This window comes from Acinetobacter sp. NIPH 284 (assembly GCF_000369425.1).
In the GTDB taxonomy this organism is placed as follows: Bacteria; Pseudomonadota; Gammaproteobacteria; order Pseudomonadales; family Moraxellaceae; genus Acinetobacter.
The window spans coordinates 253,816-275,956 of sequence record NZ_KB850009.1; the positions used below are offsets into that span (position 1 = coordinate 253,816).

Sequence of the window (22,141 nt, forward strand, 5' to 3'; positions counted from 1 at the left end):
ATCGGTCAATGACAGCCGAAAGGCGGTAGCAGTCGCATAGCTCTATGGCTTCGGCTTGGCTTATGGTTTTGCCTTGTTGGAGGTGGTCTAGGATGACAGTTTGATGATTCATTGATTATGCCCCCAGTCCTTGCGCCTGCATCCATGCCTGCACATCAGATAAACGCCATACAGTGACGTTGCCTAGCTTGATCGGTTGAGGAAATTCACCTTGTTTCACCCATTGCCATATCGTCTTGTCAGATACGCCTAGAATGCCCCTGGATGCTGGACGTGCTGATATACGCTTGGTTTGCCCTTTACACTTGCCTGCTTTATGGAGTTGGATGCGTTCCTTGCGTTCAGGGAAATTAGCAAGGTCTTTGATGCGTAGGAAAGCGTCAGGGTTTTGTAGAATGGCTATTGTCATAGATTCACCTATCAATTAAATGTTTCCCCTGTCAGTTCGTGGCAAGGGTTGATAGGTGAAGTATTTATCTTGTTGTTTTTTAATTCATTTCATGCAATGAACATAAAATTGCATTGCAATATTAAATCATTGCATTTTATTTGTTATCAAAGACTTATAAATACCGTTTGCCTTTTTCATTATCTTATCAGTCGTACTTTTTGATAATCCACTCCCAACGCCGTATTCAGTTTCGATAGACTGCAATATAGCATTTTGTGACTTGTGTCTTTTTATAGTGATTGCACTTTGTAGTTTTTTTAATAGCACAGCAATAAATAGTAGTTCACTGTTTTTCAAAGATATTTCAATATCATTTATTGCATTTTCAGCTACAAGACTGCCATTTTTCTGCTGTAGTTCAGCTATGGTTTGATCTTTACTAACCATTTCCTGCTTTAATCGTGCAATTTCAGCATTCAAGTTTTCAATGGTTGGCTCGGTTTGTTGGATGGTTGGATTTCCACAGCCTATAGGCTCTTGGGTTGGTAATTCATCAAAATTAGGCGGGGGAATGTCTTTAAATGGTGTAAAGCTGTCATGACCTGCTTTGATATAATGATAGTTTAGATAATGATCTATAATTTCGTATGTTATCCCGATTTTTCTTATTGACTCAAGTTCTAAAAAATCCGATTTTTTCCAATATTTTTCATGAATTGAACCAGGGAAATAGCTTGTTGTATCAACTCCTCCAGACAATACATAATCATCCGCCTCAACAAAAGTACCCCCTTTGTCGATGATATTAAAAGAAAGGTTTTTCCCTTTTTCATAAACTTCTAGGTCGCCAAATACATGATTTTGACTAAGATAAATCCATGTAGTTCTGTAACTCTCACGAAAAAGGTGTTTAACAATTAATATTGCTTGATCTATTTTTAAGAATTTTTTAGCTTCATTTTGAATTATTTTGGCTAATAATCCCATATACGCCTCCCACAGCACCCCAAAGTAGCTAGGTCAACATATTGGGTATATGCTTTCGGATGCCTCCTAGACCTAGCTTATCCAGTATATTAAACCGCTTAGGTAATGGCTAGGCGTGGAAAGTATTAGCACGGCGTTATTTGTCGTTTATGTGTTATGCGGTCTTATGCTTGGGATAAATATAAACTATCACACTATTTCAACTCTTTTAGGTCTTTAACCTTTACAGCATATAAACCGTCTTTATGCTGTTGGATAGATTCCATTAAATGTTTGGTATTGGCTGGATTAGACATTAAATATTTAGTGTCATTACGGCATTTTTTGGTCATGGATTCTTTATTCATTGGGTATATTTACGCTCGTTTGTTTTTAGGGAATGGAATGACATCCTGTTTTAGACTATCGAGATAGTCCGCCCATTGCTGCATCATCTTTTTACGCTGCGCTATAAACTTGGTACGGTTGTAGGCTGTACCCAAGTTATCAGGTACTTTGTGGGCCAGTTGATGCTCAATAACACTTACAGGGATGCCCATTTCTTCATTCAGAATGGTTCTGGCCATTGCCCTAAAACCATGTCCTGTGATTTCTTCCTGTGTGTCATAACCTAAACGGCGTATTGCTGCATTGATTGCGCCGTCACTCATGGGAATTTTATTGTTTCGGTAGCCAACAAATATATATTCATGCTGACCTGTTAAGCATTGCAGTTCTTTTAAAATCTCGATTGCCTGTTTTGACAAAGGTACAATATGGTCTTGCTTGGTTTTGGTAATGAAGTAACGCCATTCCTGTTTATCAAAGTCTATCTCGCTCCATTTGGCTTTTCTTAATTCGCCAATTCTCACAAAAAACAAAGGTGCTAACTTAAATGCACTTTTTACAACAAGTGTTGTATTGGGAATGCTATCTATTGCCCTTAAAAATTCGCCTACTTTGCTTGGGTCTGTAATCGCTGCAAAGTTCTTTGTTTTTACGGGGAGTAATAAACCGTGTAATGCTTGGCTTGGGTCGTTTTCATTTTTACCTAATGCCATGCCGTATCTAAATATCTGCCCACATTCCTGTAATGCTCGTTTGGCTGTATCAGGTGAGCGTCCCTCAATACGTTTAATCACGCTCAATAGATCAGGTGATTTAATACTGGCAATATCCATTGCGCCGATAAACGGAAATATATCCGCCTCTAAACGTGCTTTGGTTTTTACACTGGTGCTTTGCGCCCAGGTCTCTACTTTTTTCCTATACCACTCCATTGCCACATATTCAAAGCTATGCTCGCCGTTTAACTGAGTTAGGTTGCTCTTTTTGGCTTGGTTTGGGTCAATGCCCTCACTCAAGTTCTTTTTTGCTTCTGATAGCTTAATCCGTGCATCTGCTAACGATAGGTCGGGATAACCTCCCAAAGTGAGTGAACGTTGCTTATTTTGGTATCGGTAGGCATATATCCAAGTCTTACGACCAGTCGGAAAAACATGCAGTTGTAGCCCGTTGGTATCGCTGTATTTATCAGGCGTTTTTTTATTGGGATTGGCTTTAATTCGTCTTAGCTGTGCATCAGTCAACATAAGGCTTTCCCCCTTATTTGTTGGTATAAAATCTAGCGGACTGTTGGTATGAAATTAGGGCATTTGTTGGTATTAAATTGTTGGTATTGCTTTATACCAACAAAAATACCAACAAAGTATAGGTGATTAAGGGGGATGGATGGTAGTGGCTAGGGGTATAAAAAAAGGCTTAAACCTTTATGATTTAAGCCTTTGGTAGTGTCTAGTAATATCTATTCTTATCAATTTGGTGGCGGGACCCAGGATCGAACTGGGGACACACGGATTTTCAATCCGTTGCTCTACCGACTGAGCTATCGCGCCAATGGGGTGTATTAAGCCGTATCTCAGCTCAATAGTCAATAATTATCATGAGCTTTTGATTTGATTGCCCATTTTTCACGCAATCAATTTTGGGTAAAAAAAATCCCCGATGGGATCGGGGATTGAAAATACAAATTATGGTGGCGGGACCCAGGATCGAACTGGGGACACACGGATTTTCAATCCGTTGCTCTACCGACTGAGCTATCGCGCCAAAGTGGGCGTATTAAACAATGTTTAAACACGTGCGTCAAGCAAATTTGCGGATTTTCCTATCAAACGTCTAATTTTACTGCAAATCGCAAACCAATTAGACTTTAATTCTAGATTTTGCCCAAATGCGATAAACAACGATGAATTGCTCCACAACCTGGTTCAAAATGCTTTACACCTTGTTCCTCTTCTATACGGCACACTTCTTCAACCAAACGCTCTGCAACCCCACGTCCACGATTGGATGGATGTACGACAATATATTCTAAAACACGGCTTTCACCTTGTCCTGTTGCCCAAATTGCACCTATAATTTTGGTGTTAAATTCAGCGGTATAAACTGTGGTATATTGCTGTAGATTTTGCGCAAGTTGCTCCATTGCATCTTGCCCATCACCAAACTCTGGGCTGGTATCGTAGAGTCGCTCGAGCTGAGTACGAATTCCTAGATTATCTAGTGTACTGTAAGCATGTACGGTAATAGGCATTGATAAACCCTCCTGAGCAAACTATGATGCTGTCACTTTTTCGTCACAGCGAAACTATCGGTTTTTAATTCTATCATTTTTAACGTTTTTTGAGGAACGTGTCCATGACGCAACGTATCAGTGAAGTGGTAAGAAACACCAACGAAACCAAAATTCGAGTTCGTCTCAATCTCGATGGTACGGGTCAAGGCACACTCAACACTGGGGTTCCATTTTTAGACCATATGATTGATCAAATCAAGCGTCATGGTCTATTTGATATCGATATTCATTGTGATGGTGACCTTGAAATTGATGACCACCACACGGTGGAAGACTGTGGAATCACGCTGGGACAAGCCTTTGCGCAAGCTTTAGGTGATAAAAAAGGCTTACGTCGTTATGGTCATTTTTATGCACCATTAGACGAAGCATTGTCCCGTGTTGTGGTTGATCTGTCTGGTCGTCCGGGTTTATTTATGGATATTCCATTCACTCGCGCTCGTATCGGCACGTTTGATGTCGATTTGTTCTCTGAGTTTTTCCAAGGTTTTGTCAACCATGCGTTAATGACCCTGCATATTGACAACCTGAAAGGCAAAAACAGCCACCACCAGATTGAAAGTGTGTTTAAGGCGTTGGCTCGCGCATTGCGTATGGCATGTGAAATTGATCCACGTGCAGAAAATACCATTGCTTCGACCAAAGGTAGCTTGTAATGACACGTATTGCTTTACTTGATTATGGTATGGGTAATTTACACTCTGCAGCAAAAGCTTTAGAGCATGTGGGTGCAACTGTCGATGTGACCAATGATCCAAAACTGATTGCTAAAGCAGATAAAATTGTATTTCCTGGTGTTGGTGCAATGCGTGACTGTATGCAAGGCATGCATGAGGCAGGAATCGATGAGGTAGTACGTCAAGCTGCGTTTAACAAACCTGTATTAGCCATCTGTGTCGGCATGCAAGCACTACTGCAAAGTTCAGAAGAAAATGGCGGTGTCGATGCTTTAGGTATTTTTGACGGTGTTGTTAAACACTTTCCTGAAATCCCAAATTTAAAAGTACCGCATATGGGCTGGAACCAAGTCCATCAACTTGATCCAAGTCATCCGATGTGGAATAACATTGAGCAGGACGCACGTTTCTATTTTGTGCATAGTTATTATGTTGAGCCAAAAGATCCAGCGATCACGGCAGCAACTTGTGATTATGGCGTGAATTTCTGTACGGCGATTCACAAAGACAATTTATTCGCGACCCAATTCCATCCTGAGAAAAGTCATATTGCTGGTTTGCAGTTGTTAAAAAACTTTGTGGAATGGAAGATTTAATCCAATCAAACAGCAGCAATACGCTGAATAACGATTTTCCATAATGAAAAAGCCAAGTTTTCTCACTTGGCTTTTTCATTTCCATAAAACTGTTTAAGCTCAACCAAAAGTTTTGAGTTTCATAAAATGGAAATGCAGCAACAAACAACTCTTTTAAAAACGGCGATTGCTCTACTTTTCCAACATTTTTTTTGTCAAAAGCAAAAAAAATCAGCACTTCAAACTGGTCTGTCAAACAGCTAAGTCCCCAACAAATCAATTATGCTGCCGCCGATGCTTATACCGCATTGTTGATATACCAATACCTATATCATCAGCAGTTACTACCTCCTCAAATTCGACAACAAATTGCAAGAATACTTTAAGGTTCAACAGACAAGGCTTAGCGATTGATCAATACTTTGTTAATATGTAGCCAATTTAAACTTTATGATGACGCTAGGAGCGAAAGCATGCTAATCATCCCTGCAATAGACCTGAAAGATGGTAAATGTGTTCGTTTAAAACAAGGTCGTATGGAAGACGATACCGTTTTCTCTGATGATCCTGTCGCAACTGCACAACATTGGGTTGATGAAGGCGCACGTCGTTTACATTTAGTTGATTTAAATGGTGCTTTTGCAGGTACGCCAATTCATAAACCTGTGGTGGAAGCGATTGCACGCGCACAACCAGAACTTCCAATTCAAATTGGTGGTGGTATTCGTTCACTTGAAACCATCGAACATTATTTGGAAGCAGGTGTATCTTTTGTCATCATCGGTACAAAAGCAGTAAAAGAACCTGAATTTGTTGAAGAGGCATGCAAACGCTTTGCAGGTCATATCATTGTTGGTATTGATGCAATCAATGGTATGGTTGCGACAGATGGCTGGGCAAATGTAACTGACGTGAAGGCAACTGATCTTGCAAAACGTTTTGCAGATGCTGGTGTTTCAAGTATTGTGTATACCGATATCGCACGTGATGGCATGATGCAAGGTGTTAACGTTGAGCAAACTGTTCATTTAGCACAATACTCTGGCTTACCTGTGATCGCTTCAGGTGGTGTGACCAATCTGGATGATGTTCGCAACTTAAAAGGTCAGCAAGGTATTTTAGGTGCTATTACAGGTCGTGCAATTTATGAAGGTACATTAAACCTTCGTGAAGCACAGCTCTTGTTGGATGATAATCGCCTGTAATCTAATGCAAAAGAAGCTATCTTTTCGATGGCTTCTTTTTTATTTAATACAACACATTACGAATAAATTTTAATACGCATGTGCCACGATTAATATAACGATAGCTCACATCACTTTCAAAAAAAATTGACTGACCTGCGCAAATCACACGAGTTTCATTTTCAAACTCAAGGCTTAACTCACCTTCTAAAACATAAATGAGTTCTCGCCAGCCGATTGGATCTGCATCGGCACAATATTCCTCTCCTACCGCAAGTGACCAATTCCACAACTCAGTTTGGGTATGTGTTGGTACAGCAGCCAAAAGTGTCGCATGGCTGTCTTGAGCTTTTCCTTGCCATGCAAGCGCATTCACAATTGCGTTTTCACTTACATCAGGATTACTCACAAGTCTTTTAAAATCGACAGCCAAAACAGCAGCAATCGCATCTAGCTTGGCTAAACTAATATTTACTTGTCCTGCTTCCAAGGCAGCAATAGTCCGTCGACTCACACCTGCCCGATCCGCTAATTCTTGTTGGCTGAGTTGTGATTGATCGCGGAAATAACGAATATTTTTTCCTACATATTGCAGAACAGTTTCAGCTTGGTTCATTTACATTCGTAATCAAATTAATTTAAGTGCAATATATTGCACAAAACTCTAAAATAATACAATATGTGCAATATATTGCACTCCCATCTTAGGTTTGTTGTTGTGACATCTTTATCTCAATCTCCCAAAGCAGCTCAATTTGCACTCATTTTCATTACCATGATTTGGGGTGGAACTTTTCTAGCGGTGCAATACGCTCTGAATTTTAGTAGCCCTATGTTTTTTGTGGGCTGTCGTTTTGCTATCGCAGCCTTGGCGATTTTTTTAATCTCAATGAAATCAATGCGTGGATTAACTTTAAAAGAAATACTTGCAGGAACGGCGATTGGTATCGTGATTGCGATTGGTTATGGCACCCAAACCATTGCGTTACAAACGATTTTAAGTAGTGAATCTGCCTTTTTAACCGCACTGTACGTGCCTCTTGTCCCCATTTTAATGTGGGTTATTTTCCAAAAAAGACCTTCTCTGATGACATGGTTAGGAACTGCACTCGCTTTTACTGGATTAGTGCTTTTAACTGGAAATGGCATCTCCAATATCAGTTTAAGCTATGGACAAACACTGACCTTAATTTGTGCCTTTGTGATTGCGCTAGAAATTATTTTGATTGGTTATTTCGCAGGAAAAGTTAATTTAAGACGAGTCACCGTTATTCAATTGGCTGTTGCATCATTTTTATCATTTGCCAGTATGCCATTGGTTGGCGAACATAATATTCCTAGTTTTTCATGGCAATTAAGCATTCTAGTGCTTAGTTTGGGTTTAGCCAGTGCACTGATTCAATTTGTAATGAATTGGGCACAACGAATGGTCGATCCAACCCGTGCTGCAATTATTTATGCAGGTGAGCCTGTTTGGGCAGGCTTATTTGGGCGCATTGCGGGTGAGCGACTGCCTTTACTGGCATTGCTGGGAGGTTTAATGGTGGTTCTAGGGGTGTTGGTCAGTGAGTTAAAATGGAACAAGCCTAAACAAAAAGAGCGCTAAAAAGCACTCTATGCTGCTGATGACTCTTTCTTTTTGATTAACATACACGAATGCACATGCTCAATAATCATGCTTTATTCTATTTTATTGGTACATGGGTTTATTATCATTTAATGCGATTAAACCTCGAATTGCTCGATATACAATCCACACCCATGCAGCAAAAATCACGAACCCACAAAATATAGTACTTGAGAGTGCGACACCTGCAAAAGCATTGGCATTATCGCCTGTAAAAAACAGAAAGAAAAATGGGATAAATGCAATGATATTCCAAGCCAAATACCACCAAAAGGTACGAATTTGCCAAGTAAAATGACTCTCAAAAATTGAACCTTGCACATCACTACGTTTTACATAGTTAATAATTAAAGCAATAATCGCCAACAAACCACCACTAAAAATCGCAATGATATAAAGGACATAGAGAACCAAAGTTAAGGTGCGGTTTGGATCTTGATCAACGGAATAATTCATTTTTATTTATCTCCAAAAACTCCCCTCCCAATCAATAAAACACATTGAGTGGAGAAATTAACCAACATATCAACAATATATGAAAGACTATGGTACAGAAATAAATCTTACGAAACGGTTGTTTTTGTGTTTTATGTCTCAGTTTTTGTTGAGCAAGCCACCCTCCACACCAACCACCCAAAGAATCCACGATATGCAAAGTCTGCTCTGGAACACGGCGATTTCCCAATTGTGCTGCTTCTTTGTCTTGCGCATACAACCAATAACTAACGACATTCATCAAGCTAACAAACAGCAAAGTATACGGCGGCAGTAATTTACTAAAACTTGCAATCAGCATAAATACAATATAAATCACAATACCAATCTGCATCGCTGACCAACGCTTGGCAGATGTCGGCTGAGCAGGTTTACTGCGATGTTCAATTACTTGTGATGCTTTTAAATAAGTTGCTTGCTGAGCGCGATAACGACCGCGCTCATCCAAAATGACCACATATTCCAAGGCACACCCCACAATTGGACGCGGCCCTGTGCGAGCAAAGTCTTTGATATGGATAAAAACACGATCTTTATGTGCATCATTCGGTTGAATAAAGCCATAGCCTTTATCATCGAACCATTCAACTAAACGCCCTTGATCTCGCATATTCCTACCCTAAACCTAAAACTTGTTGTAAACGGTTTTGTAACATCATGCGCATTTCCATAGGGTCTTTTTGTGAAATATCTTCACCTGTCCGCCCTTCTGCTGCATTTTTCTGTGCGACCTGTAAACGCATACACCAAAAACGACAAGCAGCCATTGCTAGGAAAATATCCAGACAAGCCAATTCATCTTGTGTCAGTGGACGAATGCTTTGATAAGCACCTAAGAATGCCTCAGCTTTTTCTATATCCAAATGGGCTTGGGGATAAGCTGTACAGAAGTCATTGATACTAATCGCAATATCAAATAGCCATTCATCTTGATTGAGTTCATAAAAATCAAGAATACCTTGTAATTGATCTCCCTGAAACAAGGTATTATCCCGAAATAAATCGGAATGAATAAAGCCTATTGGTCTGTTTGGATATGCTTGCGTAATCACTGTAAATAAGTGAAAGACCTGATTTAAAAGTTGTTGATCTGCTTGAATCAATTGAGGACGCAATTGGTTTGCTACTTCAGACCAGTATTTATGATTGCGATTAAAATCACGTTCCAAAGGAAAGCCCTGCAAAGCCAAATGCAATTTTGCCTGCGCTTGAGCAATCGCCTGTACTTGTTTAATACTGGCTTGTTCAGGATGTTCACCCATCAAACGAGGTGCAATCTGAGCAGGTTTATCTGCAATGCTATGAATCGCCTGCCCATTGTATTTTAAGGGCACCGCCACAGGTACGCCTGCCTTACCCAAACAATCCAGTACAGGTACCAGTTCACCTGCCCCCTCAGCATCTAATTCTTCAAAAACCGTTAAAACATAGTGTTGTTTTGATTGATCCACCAAAAAATAATTGGTGTTTTGAATACCGCCCTGGATTGGAATCAGGTCAATGATCGCTAAACCATAAGGCTCAGCGAATGCTTGAACTTCTTCTAAACTCAACGGGGTATAAACCGACATGGAAAACCTGCAAAAAATAGCTGTGAAGTTTGATAGAATACCTGTTCCCTCCATGAAGGTGTAGCACCCCTTTCTTTATTGGCGATTTTTTGGAAAATTTTATGCTCGCAAAACGTATTATCCCTTGCTTAGATGTTGATAATGGTCGAGTCGTCAAAGGCGTTCAATTCCTTGATATTCGTGACGCAGGTGACCCTGTCGAAGTCGCACGTCGCTATAACGAACAAGGCGCCGATGAAATTACCTTTTTAGATATTACTGCTACCCATCATGGACGCGATACAACTTACCGTACGGTAGAACGTATGGCTGAAAGCGTGTTTGTACCTTTAACTGTTGGTGGTGGTGTCCGTAAAGTTGAAGATATTCGCCTATTACTAAATGCGGGTGCTGATAAAGTCAGTATCAACTCGGCAGCGGTATTTACACCTGAGTTTGTTCAAGAAGCTTCTCAACGTTTTGGCGCACAATGTATTGTGGTCGCAATTGATGCGAAAAAAACTGGCGAAAATAAGTGGGAAATCTTTACCCACGGTGGTCGTAAGCCAACAGGAATTGATGCGATTGAATGGGCTGTGAAAATGGCTGACTTCGGTGCGGGCGAATTGCTGATTACCAGTATGGATGCCGATGGTACCAAAGCGGGTTATGACATTGCCTTGATGCGTCAGATCAATGATCGTGTCAATATTCCGACCATCGCATCAGGTGGCGTAGGCAATTTACAACATTTGGCTGACGGAATTTTGAAAGGCGGTGCAGATGCGGTACTGGCTGCTTCAATTTTCCATTTTGGTCAACACACGATTCCAGAAGCTAAGCAATATTTGGCTGAGCAAGGGATTGAAATGCGTCTTTAAACGCGAGTATTACTCAAAAAACCAACCTCTCAAAATCATCGTTTGAGAGGTTTTTTTATTCACTCAACATTTCCTCAGACAAAAAAATACCTTGCCTAAGCAAGGTATGGAAAATGCGTTTATTCAACGCTAGAGGGTAAGAGAAAATACAGCCATTTTGAGTAAATTCCGAGCATCTTCAATGCTTGAGCCAAAATAACGGGATAGCACATAAAAATATTGACATTAAAACCAGATTTTATTGACAATTCACGACATGACTCATGAAAGCATCGTCACGATTCGTCACAATGCTTATGCTTTACGGTCACATGTCGCATTTTCCTCTAAACCACTGATTCTTGTTGCTCAGTTTCTACTACAGGTGCTTTGACTAATTTTAGTTTTTGCTCAACCCATTTCGCTGGAAAAACCGACTCGATCGCTTGCGTCAATCCTTTTGAAAGTGGTGCAGGTAACGGTAGACCGAGTGGATTGGCTTCTTTTAAATCAGCCGAGGACACCACACGCGTTCCCATCACATAATCAAACCATGGTCGCGTTACACACCAGTTAGCATCTTGATTCGAATTCATATGATGATCATAATGCCAGGGAATACGTTTTTTTGCCCATTCTGGCTCTAAATGAGAACGGCGATGCACATAATAATAATTACCTGCACAATACCAAAATGACAGCGCCATCCCTTTGGAGAATGGATAGGCTGCCGCACTCGACACGGTTGCAACCGCAGCCAGTGCTATCAGTTCGTTACGAGTACGCCAGCTCTCCAAACCTTCAACATAACAATCATCAGAAAACTCTTGCTTACGAACCTCACAATGATGTGCCCAATGCGATTCCATCTGTTTTGGCGTTGGACTGAAACGTGGCTTGCCTTTACGGTGTACCCCATGCAATAGATATTTATGAGCAAACCATTCAAATGCATTTGCAACTGCCAAACCTGCAACAAAACCCTTCAACATGGTTTTCTCCAAATGTTTCCTTATTTTTTTTAAAGATATAAATTTTTGTAGGCGAAGTATTGACGATACGATATATTTATATTGACAAAACACGACAGAATAAGGAGTAGACAGGATGTCCCAACTCAAGAACTATACAGGCTCTGTTTATGGCGGATTAGGGCATTTATTAAAGGCTTATTGCGAAACAAAAAATATTGAAATTCCTGAGCAATTACAACAAGTCCAAAATCTTGAACGTTTTGATTACGTCATTTGGCGTGACTTACTTGAAGATCTTAATCGTTTAAATCCCAAGATAGGTTTAGGCTTAGAAATTGCAGAGCACGTACAACCCAAACATTTAGGAATTATTGCTTATCTCGCACTATCGTGTGAAAACTTGGGCGAAGCATTGGCGCGTTATCATGATTTTCATCGCTTAATTTATGATGGTAGCCCTCTCGTCGTTGAATTTAACCCACCCTACGCATCAATCCGCTGGGAAGCTCCAGAACCCAACCCAACCCAATTAACAGATGAAATTGCAATTGCGTTGATGGTGCAATTCCTTAAGTTATTTATGTCAGGTGAAGATCTCAATCTACACGAAGTGCATTTTGTGAATACCGCACCGAAAAACATTATGGTTTATGAGCAGTATTTCCGTTGTAAAGTCCGTTTTGATCAGCCTAAAACTCAGCTACTTCTACCTGTTACCGAAGCCTTTAAGCCACTTCGAACAGGCGATCACACTTTACAGCAATTGTTGCTACAACAAGCTCAAGCTTTATTGGATAAGCTTCCCAATTCCACTCAACTCGATCAACGTCTGCAACATGCAATTTTGACTGGATTACAAAAAAATCAATATCAAATCGATTTTATTGCAGAAAAATTAGGATTATCGGTAAGACAATTACAACGCCACTTACAACAGCAAAACACCACCTTTCAAGAACGTGTGCAACAAGTACGTTTTATGCTCGCAACGGAATATTTAAAAGATCCGCATTTGAGCCTACAAGAAATTGCCTTGCTACTTTGCTATTCGGAACAAAGTGCTTTTCAACGTGCATTTAAAATTTGGACTGGTTTAACTCCACAACAGTGGCGAAAGAACAATACCATTTATAGTTCTTAATCAAATTGATAAGGAAACGATGGTTTCTTAAAGCATTTTTTATAGAAATGGATTTTCGATTTCCTGTTCAGGTGGGCGCTGAATTTTCTCAGGGAGATTTTCCTGCTCCAGGGCTGTCACTACCTCATTCATAAAGGCCTGCAACTTTCTGGCAGCCTGTAAACCAACCTGATCTTTAGTGATCTGTAGGTTTCCATATAGACTGACACAATCGACCTGATTTTCCAGCGTCAGGTCATAGATTGCCGAAGACTCATTTCCATCCACAAAAGGCTTAAACATCTCGTTCTCTCATTGTTATTCTCTTTTCATCACAGTGAGCCAAACCCTGATAATTTTCAATAGGCCCTACATTATCTCAACAATTGTAAAAAATACTGAACCAATGCATCAATCAATTGCTTGATTAAAGCTTGTTTGGTTTCCTCATCAATCTGCGGCAAATTAGTCTCATCAGTTTGTGTCTTCCCAGAAGAGAATTGCTGCTGTTGTGCTTGAATACTTGCCGTGGTTGCTTCTTCAGCACATTGACTTTGTCTATCCCAACTCACATAGCTAATTTCTTTATTGGCTTTAACTTGTTGTGCCGATGTAGGCAATTGATAAACATTACGCTTTTGTTGTTCTGTGAGTTGTGGAAATAAATTAATTCCTAACTTTTCTTCTAAATAACAGATGCTCACCACTTTAACCTGTAATGAATCATTATTCGGTGCATAGTACGCCCCAATAATCCCCTGTTTAGGTAAATACACGGCTTTGTATACCGCTGTAGGAACTATTACGCCATTCCCTATGGTTTTTAAACGCTTATCTTCAAAGATCGGTCCAGTCACAACATAGGCATCTTTATGCTGTTTAGTCACAATAGAACGCACCGCTTCTTCGAGTTTACGCCAAACTTCCTGATTATTCTTCGGTGATTGTGGCACCATATTGGCTAAAGAAAAACTGTCATGTTGTGCCGCAGTGTTATTCATATCACCATTCGGTGCCATATGTCCACGATCGTACCCAGAACCACGGTAGTCCGCTAACAATGCACGATGAGCGAGAGGCACTCGTGTTTCTTCGTGAAAACTATCTTCGCGCTTGATTTTAATACTTAAACGATCTGGGGTAAGGTATTCCGCTGACCACAATGGTGTTTTTGAAATACCTGAATACATCACATTAAAATCATTAAAACACAAAGCATAACTATCTTTTTTTAGACTTTCTTTTGTAAGTAAAGGAGGAACATCTCGATAAAATTGTTCTAAGCAAGCACCATGACTCGATGGCAAAGGAATTAATTTAGAAATTTTTTCATTACCAAATGCAATCGCGAAACTGCCTGTTGCGATCAAAGCAAGAACAATTTTTCCAAAATTTTGGCTCAAAAAAGCAAATTGTGTTTTACTCTTTTTGGTTGTTTTCTTCGCCATAACTAAATCAAAATCAATATGAATGCGAAGCTTAGCAATTCCATATTCAACTGTATATTGAGATAAAGCAAAGAACGACACTTTATGTCGCAAAACTGTTCACTTGATCACCAGATAATAGAAAAGGCACTCTAAAGTGCCTTTTTTTATGTTACCTAAATTTCAATTTGACTGCCTAACTCCACAACACGGTTGGTTGGAATTTGATAGAAGTCACTCACAGGGCTAGTATTACGTTGCATTGAGATAAATAAGCGTTCGCGCCACGGAGACATACCATCTCCCACACTATGAACAATACGATCACGTGAAATAAAGAAGCTAATTTGCATCAAATCGTATTCAAAGCCTAATTCTTCGTAAGCTTGAATCAAGGCTTTTGGCACATTAGGTTCATCTTTAAAACCGTAGAAAATTTTGATGCGATAGAAATGTTCATTCAACGTTTCAACACTAATTCGCTCCTCTTGAGGAACAAATGGAACATCTTCAATCACAACCGTGACTAAAATATTACGCTCATGTAGTACTTTATTGTGCTTAATATTATGTAGCATCGCATGCGGAACAACATTAGGTGTTCCGGTTAAAAAGACTGCATCGCCAGGTACCCGATGAACATTGTCCCCAATACTTTTCACAAATAAATCGAGTGATAGGGTGTCATGTTCAAGCTTAGCAAAAGTAAGCTCACGACCACGTTTCCACGTCATCAGGATCATAACCGCGACTGCACCGATCAATAACGGTACCCAACCACCTGAGAACATTTTTAATGATGCTGCTGCGACCAGTACGGATTCCAAAATAAAGAATGGAATAATCAACAGCATCACTTTTGGTAAGCTCCATTTCCATGCATAGTATATGAATACAGCAACTAAAATTGTGTCACATAACATGGTTAAGGTCACAGCCAAGCCATAAGCACTTGCAAGGTTTGAGCTGGTTTTAAAAATTAAAATTAAGATGACAATCGCGATCAGCAATAACCAATTCAGAAATGGCACATAAATTTGTCCTTCTTCAGAATCAGAAGTATGTTTAATGCCTAAACGTGGTAAATAACCCAATTGGATTGCTTGACGAGCTAAAGAGAAAACCCCAGAAATAACGGCCTGTGATGCAATCACAGCTGCCATCGTTGCCAAGATAATCATTGGGTACAAAGCCCAACTTGGGACTAGTAAATAGAATGGATTTTCAATCGCCGCAGGATTGCGAAGTAACAGCGCACCTTGTCCAGCATAATTTAATACAAGGCAAGGCAAAACGACACTAAACCAACCGAAACGAATTGGACGCGATCCAAAATGCCCCATATCTGCATATAAGGCTTCACCACCTGTGACCGTCAGAACAACAGCACCCATAATAAAAAATGCTTGTACAGGATGAGTGAAAATAAACTGAATTGCCCAATGAGGACTAACCATACCGAGTACGATGGGTGTTTGCACGACGCTAATGACACCCAAGATCCCCAATGACAAAAACCAGAGTAGCGTAATTGGCCCAAAAAATTTACCAACAAACGCGGTTCCGTGTTTTTGCATTAAAAATAATGTCGTTACAATTACAATTGCAATTGGCACAATAAACGGATCAAGTACATTGGTTGCAATTGATAGACCTTCAACAGCGGAAAGTACTGAGATTGCAGGCGTAATAATACCGTCACCAAAAAATAGCGATGCCCCAACAAAACCAATCGCAATTAAATAAATCTTCTTACTATCGGATATTTTTGCTTTGCGTAGATTCAAAGCAAGTAAAGCCATGATTCCACCTTCACCATTGTTATCCGCACGCATAATAATCGCGATGTATTTAATACTGATAATCAGCATTAAACACCAAAAAATAATCGACAAGATTCCCAATACATTTTCAGGTTGAATTCCTAAGCCATGTGCAGCATGGAAGGATTCTTTCAAAGCGTACAGAGGACTGGTTCCAATGTCTCCAAACACCACCCCTAATGCTGCCAATGCAGTGGCAGGTAAGGCTGCTTTTTTTGCAGTACTTTGCATATATTGTCTTCAATATAGAACGTTATATTCCTTAATATTATCATTAGCCAAGAAGTTTTTCTGCAAATCTGTTCGACTACAACTTGGCAGTCTGCTTTTTTTTAGTTACTATCGCACACCTTGGTGAGGTGTCCGAGTGGCTTAAGGAGCACGCCTGGAAAGTGTGTATACGTTTGCGCGTATCGAGGGTTCGAATCCCTCTCTCACCGCCAAGATACATTCCTGCGATGTTCCGCAGAATCTAAAAAGGCTTAAACTGCAATAGTTTAAGCCTTTTTTATTGTTTCACACAATCCCACCCCATCCGTTGCAATCCCCCTTATTGTGGGGGATAATTGGGGGACAAAAATTAAATGTAAATAATCATCCCCCAATCTGTACGGATATCGCTCAAAATGCTGACGGATGCTCAAGTTAGAAAGATAAAGCCACTTGATAAGAAAAAACGTTATTCAGATGAAAAAGGACTGTATTTAGAGGTCACTCCATCGGGTGGAAGATTCTGGCGTTTAAAATATCGTTTCAATGGTCGTGAAAGCACTTTAACCATTGGAAGCTATCCAGAAATATCGCTTGCTCAAGCTCGCCGTGCTCGTGATGAAGCACGTATTCAGCTTTACAATAATATCGATCCCAATGCTGTGAAAAACCAACGCCTACAGCAAATGGATGAAAGTACTCTTTTCAAATCACTTGCTATGGAATGGATGGAAGATCGGAAAGCTGTCATTAAAGAAACAACTTACCTACGTGATTTATCTGTATTTGAAAAAGACCTATTCCCTGCTTTAGGTGATATACCTATCGATCAGATCAAGGGTAAAGATGTGCTTGCCTGTGCAAAAAAAATTGAAGAGCGTGGCGCACAGGAAATGGCGAAACGCTCAATTCCACTAGCTGGCAGGATTTTCCGCTTTGCGATTCGTAAAGGTATTATTGAAAATGACCCAACGCCTCACCTACAAGAAGCTTTAAAGCCTCGTAAGGTAAAGCATATGGCACGTTTGGACATTTCCGAATTTCCGCCATTTCTTGAGCGAATGGATCGTTATCATGGCAGTCCAATGATTAAAACAGCAATTCAGTTGATGACCTTAACTTTTGTCCGTACTGCTGAACTTAGAATGATGGAATGGGATGAAATTGATTTTGAAACCAAATTATGGCGTATACCTGCTGATAAAATGAAGATGACTCAACCACATATTGTTCCTTTGTCGAAACAGGCAATCGAGTTAATAGAGAGATTACGCCCTCTTACAGGAAACAAGCAATACGTATTCTATAATCACAGTACAGCTAAGCCTATGAGCAGTAATGCTCTTTTATGCGTAATTCGTACAATCGGGTATAACGGTAAGATGACAGGACATGGCTTTCGTGGGCTTGCTTCTACAACCTTACATGAACAAGGTTATATGCATGATGCGATAGAGATCCAACTTGCCCATAGAGTAGGTAATGCCGTTTCTCAAGCTTACAACCACGCTCAACACCTAGACTACCGTATCAAGATGATGCAGGAATGGTCTGATTTTATTGATGGTTTGAGAAATAAAATTATAAGCTGATTATCAATATAACTAAATCAAAATTATAGAATTAAAGAACTCATCATCTTGCTTAAATATAAAGGATACCCTATATTAAAAGCCACAGTAGGATATCCTACTATGGCTTAATAAAATTTTACAAGAGTTTCCTTATGGTAAAAACTAGAGCAGAAATCAATCAAGAAAGTAATGAACGCCGTGGAATAATTAATAAAGCCTTTAAATTACATCAGAATACCGTTGATGCTATTCGTAACTTTGCTGATGATTCTGAAAAATCTCAAGCCCAACTTGTAACTAATGCATTTGATGGCTTTTATACCCCTTTACCTGCGGGTTATGAAAATGAAGATGGTGAATATATTTCAGCGGATATTTATATATATCACCCATATAGCTTAGAAACATGGCTAATTATCACAAATGTAAGTGATGAATATGATGAAGAGAGAGAAATTGATTTTTATCAAATTAACTTTGAGGACATGATTAATTATTTTATTAGCCAGCATTTGCCAGGTCTTCATATCAATCATATCAAGATTTTCTACACCCCAATACTCGGCTCAGGTGAGTTCTACAGACCAAATTTCTCTAAATTAAAGCAAGAAATGTATAAAGAATCCGTATCTTTTTTCTATGACATATTCCATGAGATGCCTACATTATTTAGATACAAAAATCTTGAAATGGTTCCGATGTCGAAAGATTCGATAGAATTTGAGAAATTAGTAAAGCTCTATTAATTCTCTACGGCATATCTGTGCTTTCAACCAATATAAAGAGAGCTTGCTAAGATAGCAATCTCTCTTTATTAAAAAGCGAAAACTTGTGACTTATCAAAGAATATGTTGCCATAATTCTCAAAGCTAGCCTATTTGTGAATTCTTCAAAACAAACTCTTTTAAAAATGCTGCAACTTTCACATTGACTTTGAAAGGTGGTATTGCCTTCCCATCTTCTTGCTCAAAATATTGCTTTGCTTTAGTCTTATCTACGGTATTCAATAATGCATCAAAGCGTGCAAATTCATTGATATTATTTTCATTGACATGCGCGCTGATCAACTGTCTTAGTTTAGGCTCATCTAAACCCAAAGAAGTCGAGATAGCATGTATTTCATCTTCCTTGGCTTTAAATTGATACTCTGTAATATAGTCTCTAAATGACTTAGCTTCTTGCAATTTCACATCGCCACGTTGAACGTCATGCAAAAAAATATTTGCAATTCTTTGCTCATCATGCGTTAAAGCTGCAAAACTCTTATGCAGTTCATTTAATGCTTCTTCAACCGAGATTGTCTTTTCACCATCATGTAATGCTTTTAAGTATTTAGTAAAGCGACTGTTCATGTAATCTGAATCAATTTTATCGGTATCAATTTCAGTCAAATAGCCATCTATTTCAAATGGAACACTACCCCCACCGCCACCACTTCCACCTTCAGAAAATAATTCCTTATAACGTAAAGCAAGAATGAGGTAGGTTTGTTCACCTATTGCAACATGAACGGGTAGTTTACTCGCATCATTGTCGTCAAAGTAATATGTCAGTCTGTTCCAATTAAAGCCTTGGATTTTTGCAGCTTCTAAATGCTCATTGAATTGTTTAAATAATTTTGCAAACTGACCACAAGCCTCTTTGTCTTCAGGTAACTTTTCAAAGTTTTCGATACCCGCATTTTTAAACAGTTGATCTATATCAGTAAAAATAGCGTTTAATTTTTTTAGGTTGTCTTGCAATTTATCTACAAATAAAGCCAAAGGTTTATCGCCTGAATACAACTTTACTGCTGCATCAATATTACGTTTCATCGTATGAGGGCGTCTGTAATACCGAATGATGCCGAATGGCTTATCTTTACCAAATAAGCGGTTGGTGCGTGAGAATGCTTGAATCAAGTTTGCATACTCAAGCATTTTATCTAGGTACAAGGTATTGACCCATTTAGAGTCAAAACCTGTTAGCATTTGATCAACCACAATGAGTAGATCAAGCTGTTTTTCAGGCGTATGTTCTACACGTTTATATAACTCTTTATGCGCTAAACGGTCTGCAATATCACGCTTCATTTTGGCATGCGTTGCAAGGCTGAACTCCATGCCATAACGATTGTTATAGTCGCTAATGATCTCGACTAAACCATCTTCTTTGAATTTAGCATTTTCATTATTATCAATATTCGGATCAAACAGTGCTGTAATTTTTAGTACAGGTTTTAGTTTTTTAAATAAACGATAATATTCAATTGCTTCAGCTATACTACTGGTGGCAAACATGCCATGAAATTTATTATTTTGGCTATATTGAATCCAGTTATCTAAAATATCCTCAACCACTTTATTTTGATGCGCTGGACGACGATACTGTTCTGTTAGCAAGTAATCTTCAATTCCTCTGACATAGTTATTGGCTTTGTCCCAATGACCTGCCATAGTCACCTGACTTTTATCCATAAAACGCGAATAAATTTCTTTCTTTTTAGGGTCAGCCAAAGCTTCTTTAATCGTATTGGCTTTTGCTTCATCTAAAGCCACGACTTCACGTAATTTTGAATCTTTATAAGTTGAAATCAGGTAAGGATCAAAACCGAGTACGTTTTTATCTCGAATACCATCTGCGATACTGTAACGGTGCAATTCATGACCGAATATTGTCGCTGTGGTATTCATATTCTTTTCGTTTTCGTCTTGAATCGGTGTGCCTGTAAAACCAAAGAAGACTGCCTGAGGAAAGGTTTGTTTAATGGTAATGAGCATATCGCCAAAGGTTGAACGGTGTGCTTCATCTACAATAATGACGATGCGCTTTTTCTGCATCTGCTCAATATCATGCGCTTTGATTCCACCCTCTTCATCTTTGATATTACTCATTTTTTGAATTGAGCTAACAATCAAGACTTCGTTCGGATTGGTACTTTTGAGTTTGCTAATCAGCGCATAAGTATTTTCAGTGGATTGTACAAAGTCGTCCGTGTCTGCAAAGTTATTGTATTGTTCTAATGACTGCGTGCCGAGTTCAATACGATCCATGAGGAAAATGACTTTATCAGCATCTTTAGAGGAGGCGATGAGGTAGGCTGATTTAAAACTGGTCATGGTTTTACCCGAACCAGTGGTATGCCAGATATAACCACCTAAACGGTCTCTTCCATCCCATTCGATACGTGCTACACGGTCGGAAATAGCGCGGACTGCAAAGTACTGGTAACTACGCATAACCTTTAACACGCCATCAGTTTTATCCGCTACGGTATAGAAACCTATGAGCTGATGTGCCATCGGAATAGAAAGCAAATGCGCTGCAATGTCTTTCCAATAGTTAATTGGTTCGTTGTTAAAATCTGCCCAGTTAAAATAGTAGTCTGAATTAAATTTGCCTTCAGGCCCAGGATTAGCAAAGTATTTTGTTTCTTCAGGATTCATCGCCACAAAGATTTGTACCAATGAAAATAGTCCTGAAAAGATGCCTGAACGGGCATAGTTTTCAATTTGATGTGCTGCCTGACTGACAGGTACACCAGAGCGTTTCAATTCGATATGAAACAATGGCATACCGTTGATCAGCAACATAATGTCGCCACGTCGGTCATTTAAAATTGGTGAAGACGTTGGAAACTTTGGTTGTTGCACGATTTGGTAACGACTTTCGCCTGCTGCAATTTGTTGTCGGTCATAAATACTGAGGCTGATTTCTTTACCCAAGTGTGCTGCATCATTTGGGTTATCTCGTTTGATAGACACTGTTTTACCGTTAATAAAACCATTGAGTGCCAACGGTGTACGCAAGTTTTTAATTTGTTCGAGTATTTGCGCCATTTCGGAGTCGGTCAGTGGCTGACCATTGAGCCGATCTATACCGCTATTATTTTCAAATAAAATTTTTGCCCAGTTATTGATTAAATCCTGTTCCGTTGGATTTTTTAAAATAGTATTTTCCCAGCCCTTATTAAAAAGAGTTTCGATAAATGCCTGTTCAAATGCTGCTTCGTTTTTAAATGTCATGGTCTATTTGCTTTTATCAAGTCAATTTATAAAAAGTCTCCCTTTG

At 39.4% G+C, this 22,141-nt stretch carries 23 protein-coding genes, 3 tRNA genes and 1 pseudogene; 10 read left to right on the plus strand and 17 right to left on the minus strand.

The window, feature by feature from the left end:
• From F908_RS16215 to F908_RS02085, 8 genes are all read right to left on the minus strand, one after another.
• Positions 1 to 112: helix-turn-helix domain-containing protein (locus tag F908_RS16215; RefSeq protein ID WP_228127616.1), on the minus strand; the 112-nt coding region annotated here is incomplete at its 3' end.
• Between the two features lie 3 nt (positions 113 to 115).
• Positions 116 to 409 carry a helix-turn-helix transcriptional regulator gene (locus tag F908_RS02060; protein ID WP_005156672.1) on the minus strand — a complete coding sequence of 98 codons (294 nt, stop codon included), beginning with the start codon at positions 407 to 409 and terminating at the stop codon, positions 116 to 118.
• A gap of 126 nt (positions 410 to 535) precedes the next feature.
• Positions 536 to 1,378, minus strand: a complete 843-nt coding sequence (locus tag F908_RS02065) for a hypothetical protein (RefSeq protein ID WP_005156675.1) — start codon at positions 1,376 to 1,378, stop codon at positions 536 to 538.
• Positions 1,379 to 1,572: 194 nt separating this feature from the next.
• Complete coding sequence (locus F908_RS15860; protein WP_155756591.1) at positions 1,573 to 1,710, minus strand: type II toxin-antitoxin system Phd/YefM family antitoxin; 138 nt, start codon at positions 1,708 to 1,710, stop codon at positions 1,573 to 1,575.
• A gap of 24 nt (positions 1,711 to 1,734) precedes the next feature.
• Positions 1,735 to 2,949: a tyrosine-type recombinase/integrase gene (locus tag F908_RS02070; protein WP_005156680.1), complete on the minus strand. Its 1,215-nt coding sequence runs from the start codon at positions 2,947 to 2,949 to the stop codon at positions 1,735 to 1,737.
• A 227-nt stretch (positions 2,950 to 3,176) separates the two neighbouring features.
• A tRNA-Phe gene (locus F908_RS02075) sits at positions 3,177 to 3,252 on the minus strand.
• Between the two features lie 138 nt (positions 3,253 to 3,390).
• Positions 3,391 to 3,466, minus strand: a tRNA-Phe gene (locus F908_RS02080).
• A 109-nt stretch (positions 3,467 to 3,575) separates the two neighbouring features.
• A complete protein-coding gene (locus F908_RS02085) occupies positions 3,576 to 3,953 on the minus strand; it encodes a GNAT family N-acetyltransferase (RefSeq protein WP_005156683.1) in 378 nt (125 codons plus the stop codon).
• Between the two features lie 104 nt (positions 3,954 to 4,057).
• Between F908_RS02085 and hisB the strand changes: the two genes are divergently transcribed.
• The 4 genes and pseudogenes from hisB to hisA all read left to right on the plus strand — a co-directional run bounded on the left by hisB (position 4,058) and on the right by hisA (position 6,452).
• The gene (hisB, locus tag F908_RS02090; protein ID WP_000194096.1) at positions 4,058 to 4,651 is read left to right on the plus strand and encodes an imidazoleglycerol-phosphate dehydratase HisB; all 594 of its coding nucleotides are present in this window, start codon (positions 4,058 to 4,060) and stop codon (positions 4,649 to 4,651) included.
• A complete protein-coding gene (gene hisH, locus F908_RS02095; protein ID WP_005156686.1) occupies positions 4,651 to 5,268 on the plus strand; it encodes an imidazole glycerol phosphate synthase subunit HisH in 618 nt (205 codons plus the stop codon). Before hisB ends, hisH begins: the two co-directional genes overlap by 1 nt.
• Before the next feature lie 153 nt (positions 5,269 to 5,421).
• Positions 5,422 to 5,633: pseudogene (locus tag F908_RS16220) on the plus strand (3'-5' exonuclease domain-containing protein 2); the annotation flags it as partial.
• 87 nt (positions 5,634 to 5,720) lie between these two features.
• Entirely contained in the window at positions 5,721 to 6,452 is a 732-nt protein-coding gene (gene hisA / locus F908_RS02100) for a 1-(5-phosphoribosyl)-5-[(5-phosphoribosylamino)methylideneamino]imidazole-4-carboxamide isomerase (protein ID WP_004659990.1), read from the plus strand.
• A gap of 43 nt (positions 6,453 to 6,495) precedes the next feature.
• Here the strand turns inward: hisA and F908_RS02105 are convergent, their stop codons facing one another.
• Positions 6,496 to 7,047: a helix-turn-helix domain-containing protein gene (locus F908_RS02105; protein ID WP_005156701.1), complete on the minus strand. Its 552-nt coding sequence runs from the start codon at positions 7,045 to 7,047 to the stop codon at positions 6,496 to 6,498.
• 102 nt (positions 7,048 to 7,149) lie between these two features.
• On the opposite strand from F908_RS02105, the gene F908_RS02110 reads away from it, so the two are divergent.
• Positions 7,150 to 8,037, plus strand: coding sequence for a DMT family transporter (locus tag F908_RS02110; RefSeq protein WP_005156703.1), 888 nt, complete (start codon positions 7,150 to 7,152; stop codon positions 8,035 to 8,037).
• Between the two features lie 84 nt (positions 8,038 to 8,121).
• Here F908_RS02110 and F908_RS02115 read toward each other — a convergent pair whose 3' ends face one another.
• From F908_RS02115 to F908_RS02125, 3 genes are read right to left on the minus strand one after another with little or no spacing between them, the layout of a single operon-like run.
• Entirely contained in the window at positions 8,122 to 8,514 is a 393-nt protein-coding gene (locus tag F908_RS02115; RefSeq protein WP_005156704.1) for a DUF4870 family protein, read from the minus strand.
• A 31-nt stretch (positions 8,515 to 8,545) separates the two neighbouring features.
• Positions 8,546 to 9,163, minus strand: a complete 618-nt coding sequence (locus tag F908_RS02120; protein ID WP_005156707.1) for a DUF1294 domain-containing protein — start codon at positions 9,161 to 9,163, stop codon at positions 8,546 to 8,548.
• Positions 9,164 to 9,167: 4 nt separating this feature from the next.
• Positions 9,168 to 10,124, minus strand: a complete 957-nt coding sequence (locus F908_RS02125; protein ID WP_005156711.1) for a homoserine kinase — start codon at positions 10,122 to 10,124, stop codon at positions 9,168 to 9,170.
• A gap of 101 nt (positions 10,125 to 10,225) precedes the next feature.
• Here F908_RS02125 and hisF point away from each other — a divergent pair, with 101 nt between their 5' ends.
• Positions 10,226 to 10,984, plus strand: coding sequence for an imidazole glycerol phosphate synthase subunit HisF (gene hisF, locus F908_RS02130; protein ID WP_004659983.1), 759 nt, complete (start codon positions 10,226 to 10,228; stop codon positions 10,982 to 10,984).
• A 326-nt stretch (positions 10,985 to 11,310) separates the two neighbouring features.
• Here the strand turns inward: hisF and F908_RS02135 are convergent, their stop codons facing one another.
• The gene (locus F908_RS02135) at positions 11,311 to 11,955 is read right to left on the minus strand and encodes a sterol desaturase family protein (protein WP_005156713.1); all 645 of its coding nucleotides are present in this window, start codon (positions 11,953 to 11,955) and stop codon (positions 11,311 to 11,313) included.
• A gap of 115 nt (positions 11,956 to 12,070) precedes the next feature.
• Between F908_RS02135 and F908_RS02140 the strand changes: the two genes are divergently transcribed.
• A complete protein-coding gene (locus F908_RS02140) occupies positions 12,071 to 13,078 on the plus strand; it encodes an AraC family transcriptional regulator (RefSeq protein WP_005156716.1) in 1,008 nt (335 codons plus the stop codon).
• A gap of 39 nt (positions 13,079 to 13,117) precedes the next feature.
• On the opposite strand, the gene F908_RS02145 is transcribed toward F908_RS02140, so the two are convergent.
• The 3 genes from F908_RS02145 to F908_RS02155 form a co-directional block, all read right to left on the minus strand.
• Complete coding sequence (locus F908_RS02145) at positions 13,118 to 13,360, minus strand: hypothetical protein (protein WP_005156717.1); 243 nt, start codon at positions 13,358 to 13,360, stop codon at positions 13,118 to 13,120.
• Between the two features lie 71 nt (positions 13,361 to 13,431).
• Complete coding sequence (locus tag F908_RS02150) at positions 13,432 to 14,505, minus strand: DNA/RNA non-specific endonuclease (protein WP_034602596.1); 1,074 nt, start codon at positions 14,503 to 14,505, stop codon at positions 13,432 to 13,434.
• A 155-nt stretch (positions 14,506 to 14,660) separates the two neighbouring features.
• Complete coding sequence (locus F908_RS02155; RefSeq protein ID WP_005156719.1) at positions 14,661 to 16,538, minus strand: potassium transporter Kup; 1,878 nt, start codon at positions 16,536 to 16,538, stop codon at positions 14,661 to 14,663.
• 122 nt (positions 16,539 to 16,660) lie between these two features.
• On the opposite strand from F908_RS02155, the gene F908_RS02160 reads away from it, so the two are divergent.
• The 3 genes from F908_RS02160 to F908_RS02170 all read left to right on the plus strand — a co-directional run bounded on the left by F908_RS02160 (position 16,661) and on the right by F908_RS02170 (position 18,837).
• Positions 16,661 to 16,750, plus strand: a tRNA-Ser gene (locus F908_RS02160).
• A 183-nt stretch (positions 16,751 to 16,933) separates the two neighbouring features.
• Positions 16,934 to 18,109 carry a tyrosine-type recombinase/integrase gene (locus F908_RS02165; protein WP_005156720.1) on the plus strand — a complete coding sequence of 392 codons (1,176 nt, stop codon included), beginning with the start codon at positions 16,934 to 16,936 and terminating at the stop codon, positions 18,107 to 18,109.
• Positions 18,110 to 18,243: 134 nt separating this feature from the next.
• Positions 18,244 to 18,837, plus strand: coding sequence for a hypothetical protein (locus F908_RS02170; protein WP_005156723.1), 594 nt, complete (start codon positions 18,244 to 18,246; stop codon positions 18,835 to 18,837).
• A gap of 123 nt (positions 18,838 to 18,960) precedes the next feature.
• Here F908_RS02170 and F908_RS02175 read toward each other — a convergent pair whose 3' ends face one another.
• Complete coding sequence (locus F908_RS02175; protein ID WP_005156726.1) at positions 18,961 to 22,095, minus strand: type I restriction endonuclease subunit R; 3,135 nt, start codon at positions 22,093 to 22,095, stop codon at positions 18,961 to 18,963.
• Positions 22,096 to 22,141 lie beyond the last annotated feature (46 nt).

Bases quoted from the DNA above. Each gene is read 5' to 3' on its own strand.
- F908_RS02165 (WP_005156720.1), top strand. From the start codon at position 16,934: ATGCTGACGGATGCTCAAGTTAGAAAGATAAAGCCACTTGATAAGAAA.
- F908_RS02145 (WP_005156717.1), bottom strand. From the start codon at position 13,360: ATGTTTAAGCCTTTTGTGGATGGAAATGAGTCTTCGGCAATCTATGAC.
- F908_RS02065 (WP_005156675.1), bottom strand. From the start codon at position 1,378: ATGGGATTATTAGCCAAAATAATTCAAAATGAAGCTAAAAAATTCTTA.
- F908_RS02105 (WP_005156701.1), bottom strand. From the start codon at position 7,047: ATGAACCAAGCTGAAACTGTTCTGCAATATGTAGGAAAAAATATTCGT.
- F908_RS02060 (WP_005156672.1), bottom strand. From the start codon at position 409: ATGACAATAGCCATTCTACAAAACCCTGACGCTTTCCTACGCATCAAA.
- F908_RS02135 (WP_005156713.1), bottom strand. From the start codon at position 11,955: ATGTTGAAGGGTTTTGTTGCAGGTTTGGCAGTTGCAAATGCATTTGAA.
- F908_RS02085 (WP_005156683.1), bottom strand. From the start codon at position 3,953: ATGCCTATTACCGTACATGCTTACAGTACACTAGATAATCTAGGAATT.
- F908_RS02140 (WP_005156716.1), top strand. From the start codon at position 12,071: ATGTCCCAACTCAAGAACTATACAGGCTCTGTTTATGGCGGATTAGGG.
- F908_RS02150 (WP_034602596.1), bottom strand. From the start codon at position 14,505: ATGGCGAAGAAAACAACCAAAAAGAGTAAAACACAATTTGCTTTTTTG.
- F908_RS02120 (WP_005156707.1), bottom strand. From the start codon at position 9,163: ATGCGAGATCAAGGGCGTTTAGTTGAATGGTTCGATGATAAAGGCTAT.
- F908_RS02155 (WP_005156719.1), bottom strand. From the start codon at position 16,538: ATGCAAAGTACTGCAAAAAAAGCAGCCTTACCTGCCACTGCATTGGCA.
- F908_RS02175 (WP_005156726.1), bottom strand. From the start codon at position 22,095: ATGACATTTAAAAACGAAGCAGCATTTGAACAGGCATTTATCGAAACT.
- hisB (WP_000194096.1), top strand. From the start codon at position 4,058: ATGACGCAACGTATCAGTGAAGTGGTAAGAAACACCAACGAAACCAAA.
- F908_RS02115 (WP_005156704.1), bottom strand. From the start codon at position 8,514: ATGAATTATTCCGTTGATCAAGATCCAAACCGCACCTTAACTTTGGTT.
- hisF (WP_004659983.1), top strand. From the start codon at position 10,226: ATGCTCGCAAAACGTATTATCCCTTGCTTAGATGTTGATAATGGTCGA.
- F908_RS15860 (WP_155756591.1), bottom strand. From the start codon at position 1,710: ATGACCAAAAAATGCCGTAATGACACTAAATATTTAATGTCTAATCCA.
- F908_RS02170 (WP_005156723.1), top strand. From the start codon at position 18,244: ATGGTAAAAACTAGAGCAGAAATCAATCAAGAAAGTAATGAACGCCGT.
- hisH (WP_005156686.1), top strand. From the start codon at position 4,651: ATGACACGTATTGCTTTACTTGATTATGGTATGGGTAATTTACACTCT.
- F908_RS02125 (WP_005156711.1), bottom strand. From the start codon at position 10,124: ATGTCGGTTTATACCCCGTTGAGTTTAGAAGAAGTTCAAGCATTCGCT.
- hisA (WP_004659990.1), top strand. From the start codon at position 5,721: ATGCTAATCATCCCTGCAATAGACCTGAAAGATGGTAAATGTGTTCGT.
- F908_RS02070 (WP_005156680.1), bottom strand. From the start codon at position 2,949: ATGTTGACTGATGCACAGCTAAGACGAATTAAAGCCAATCCCAATAAA.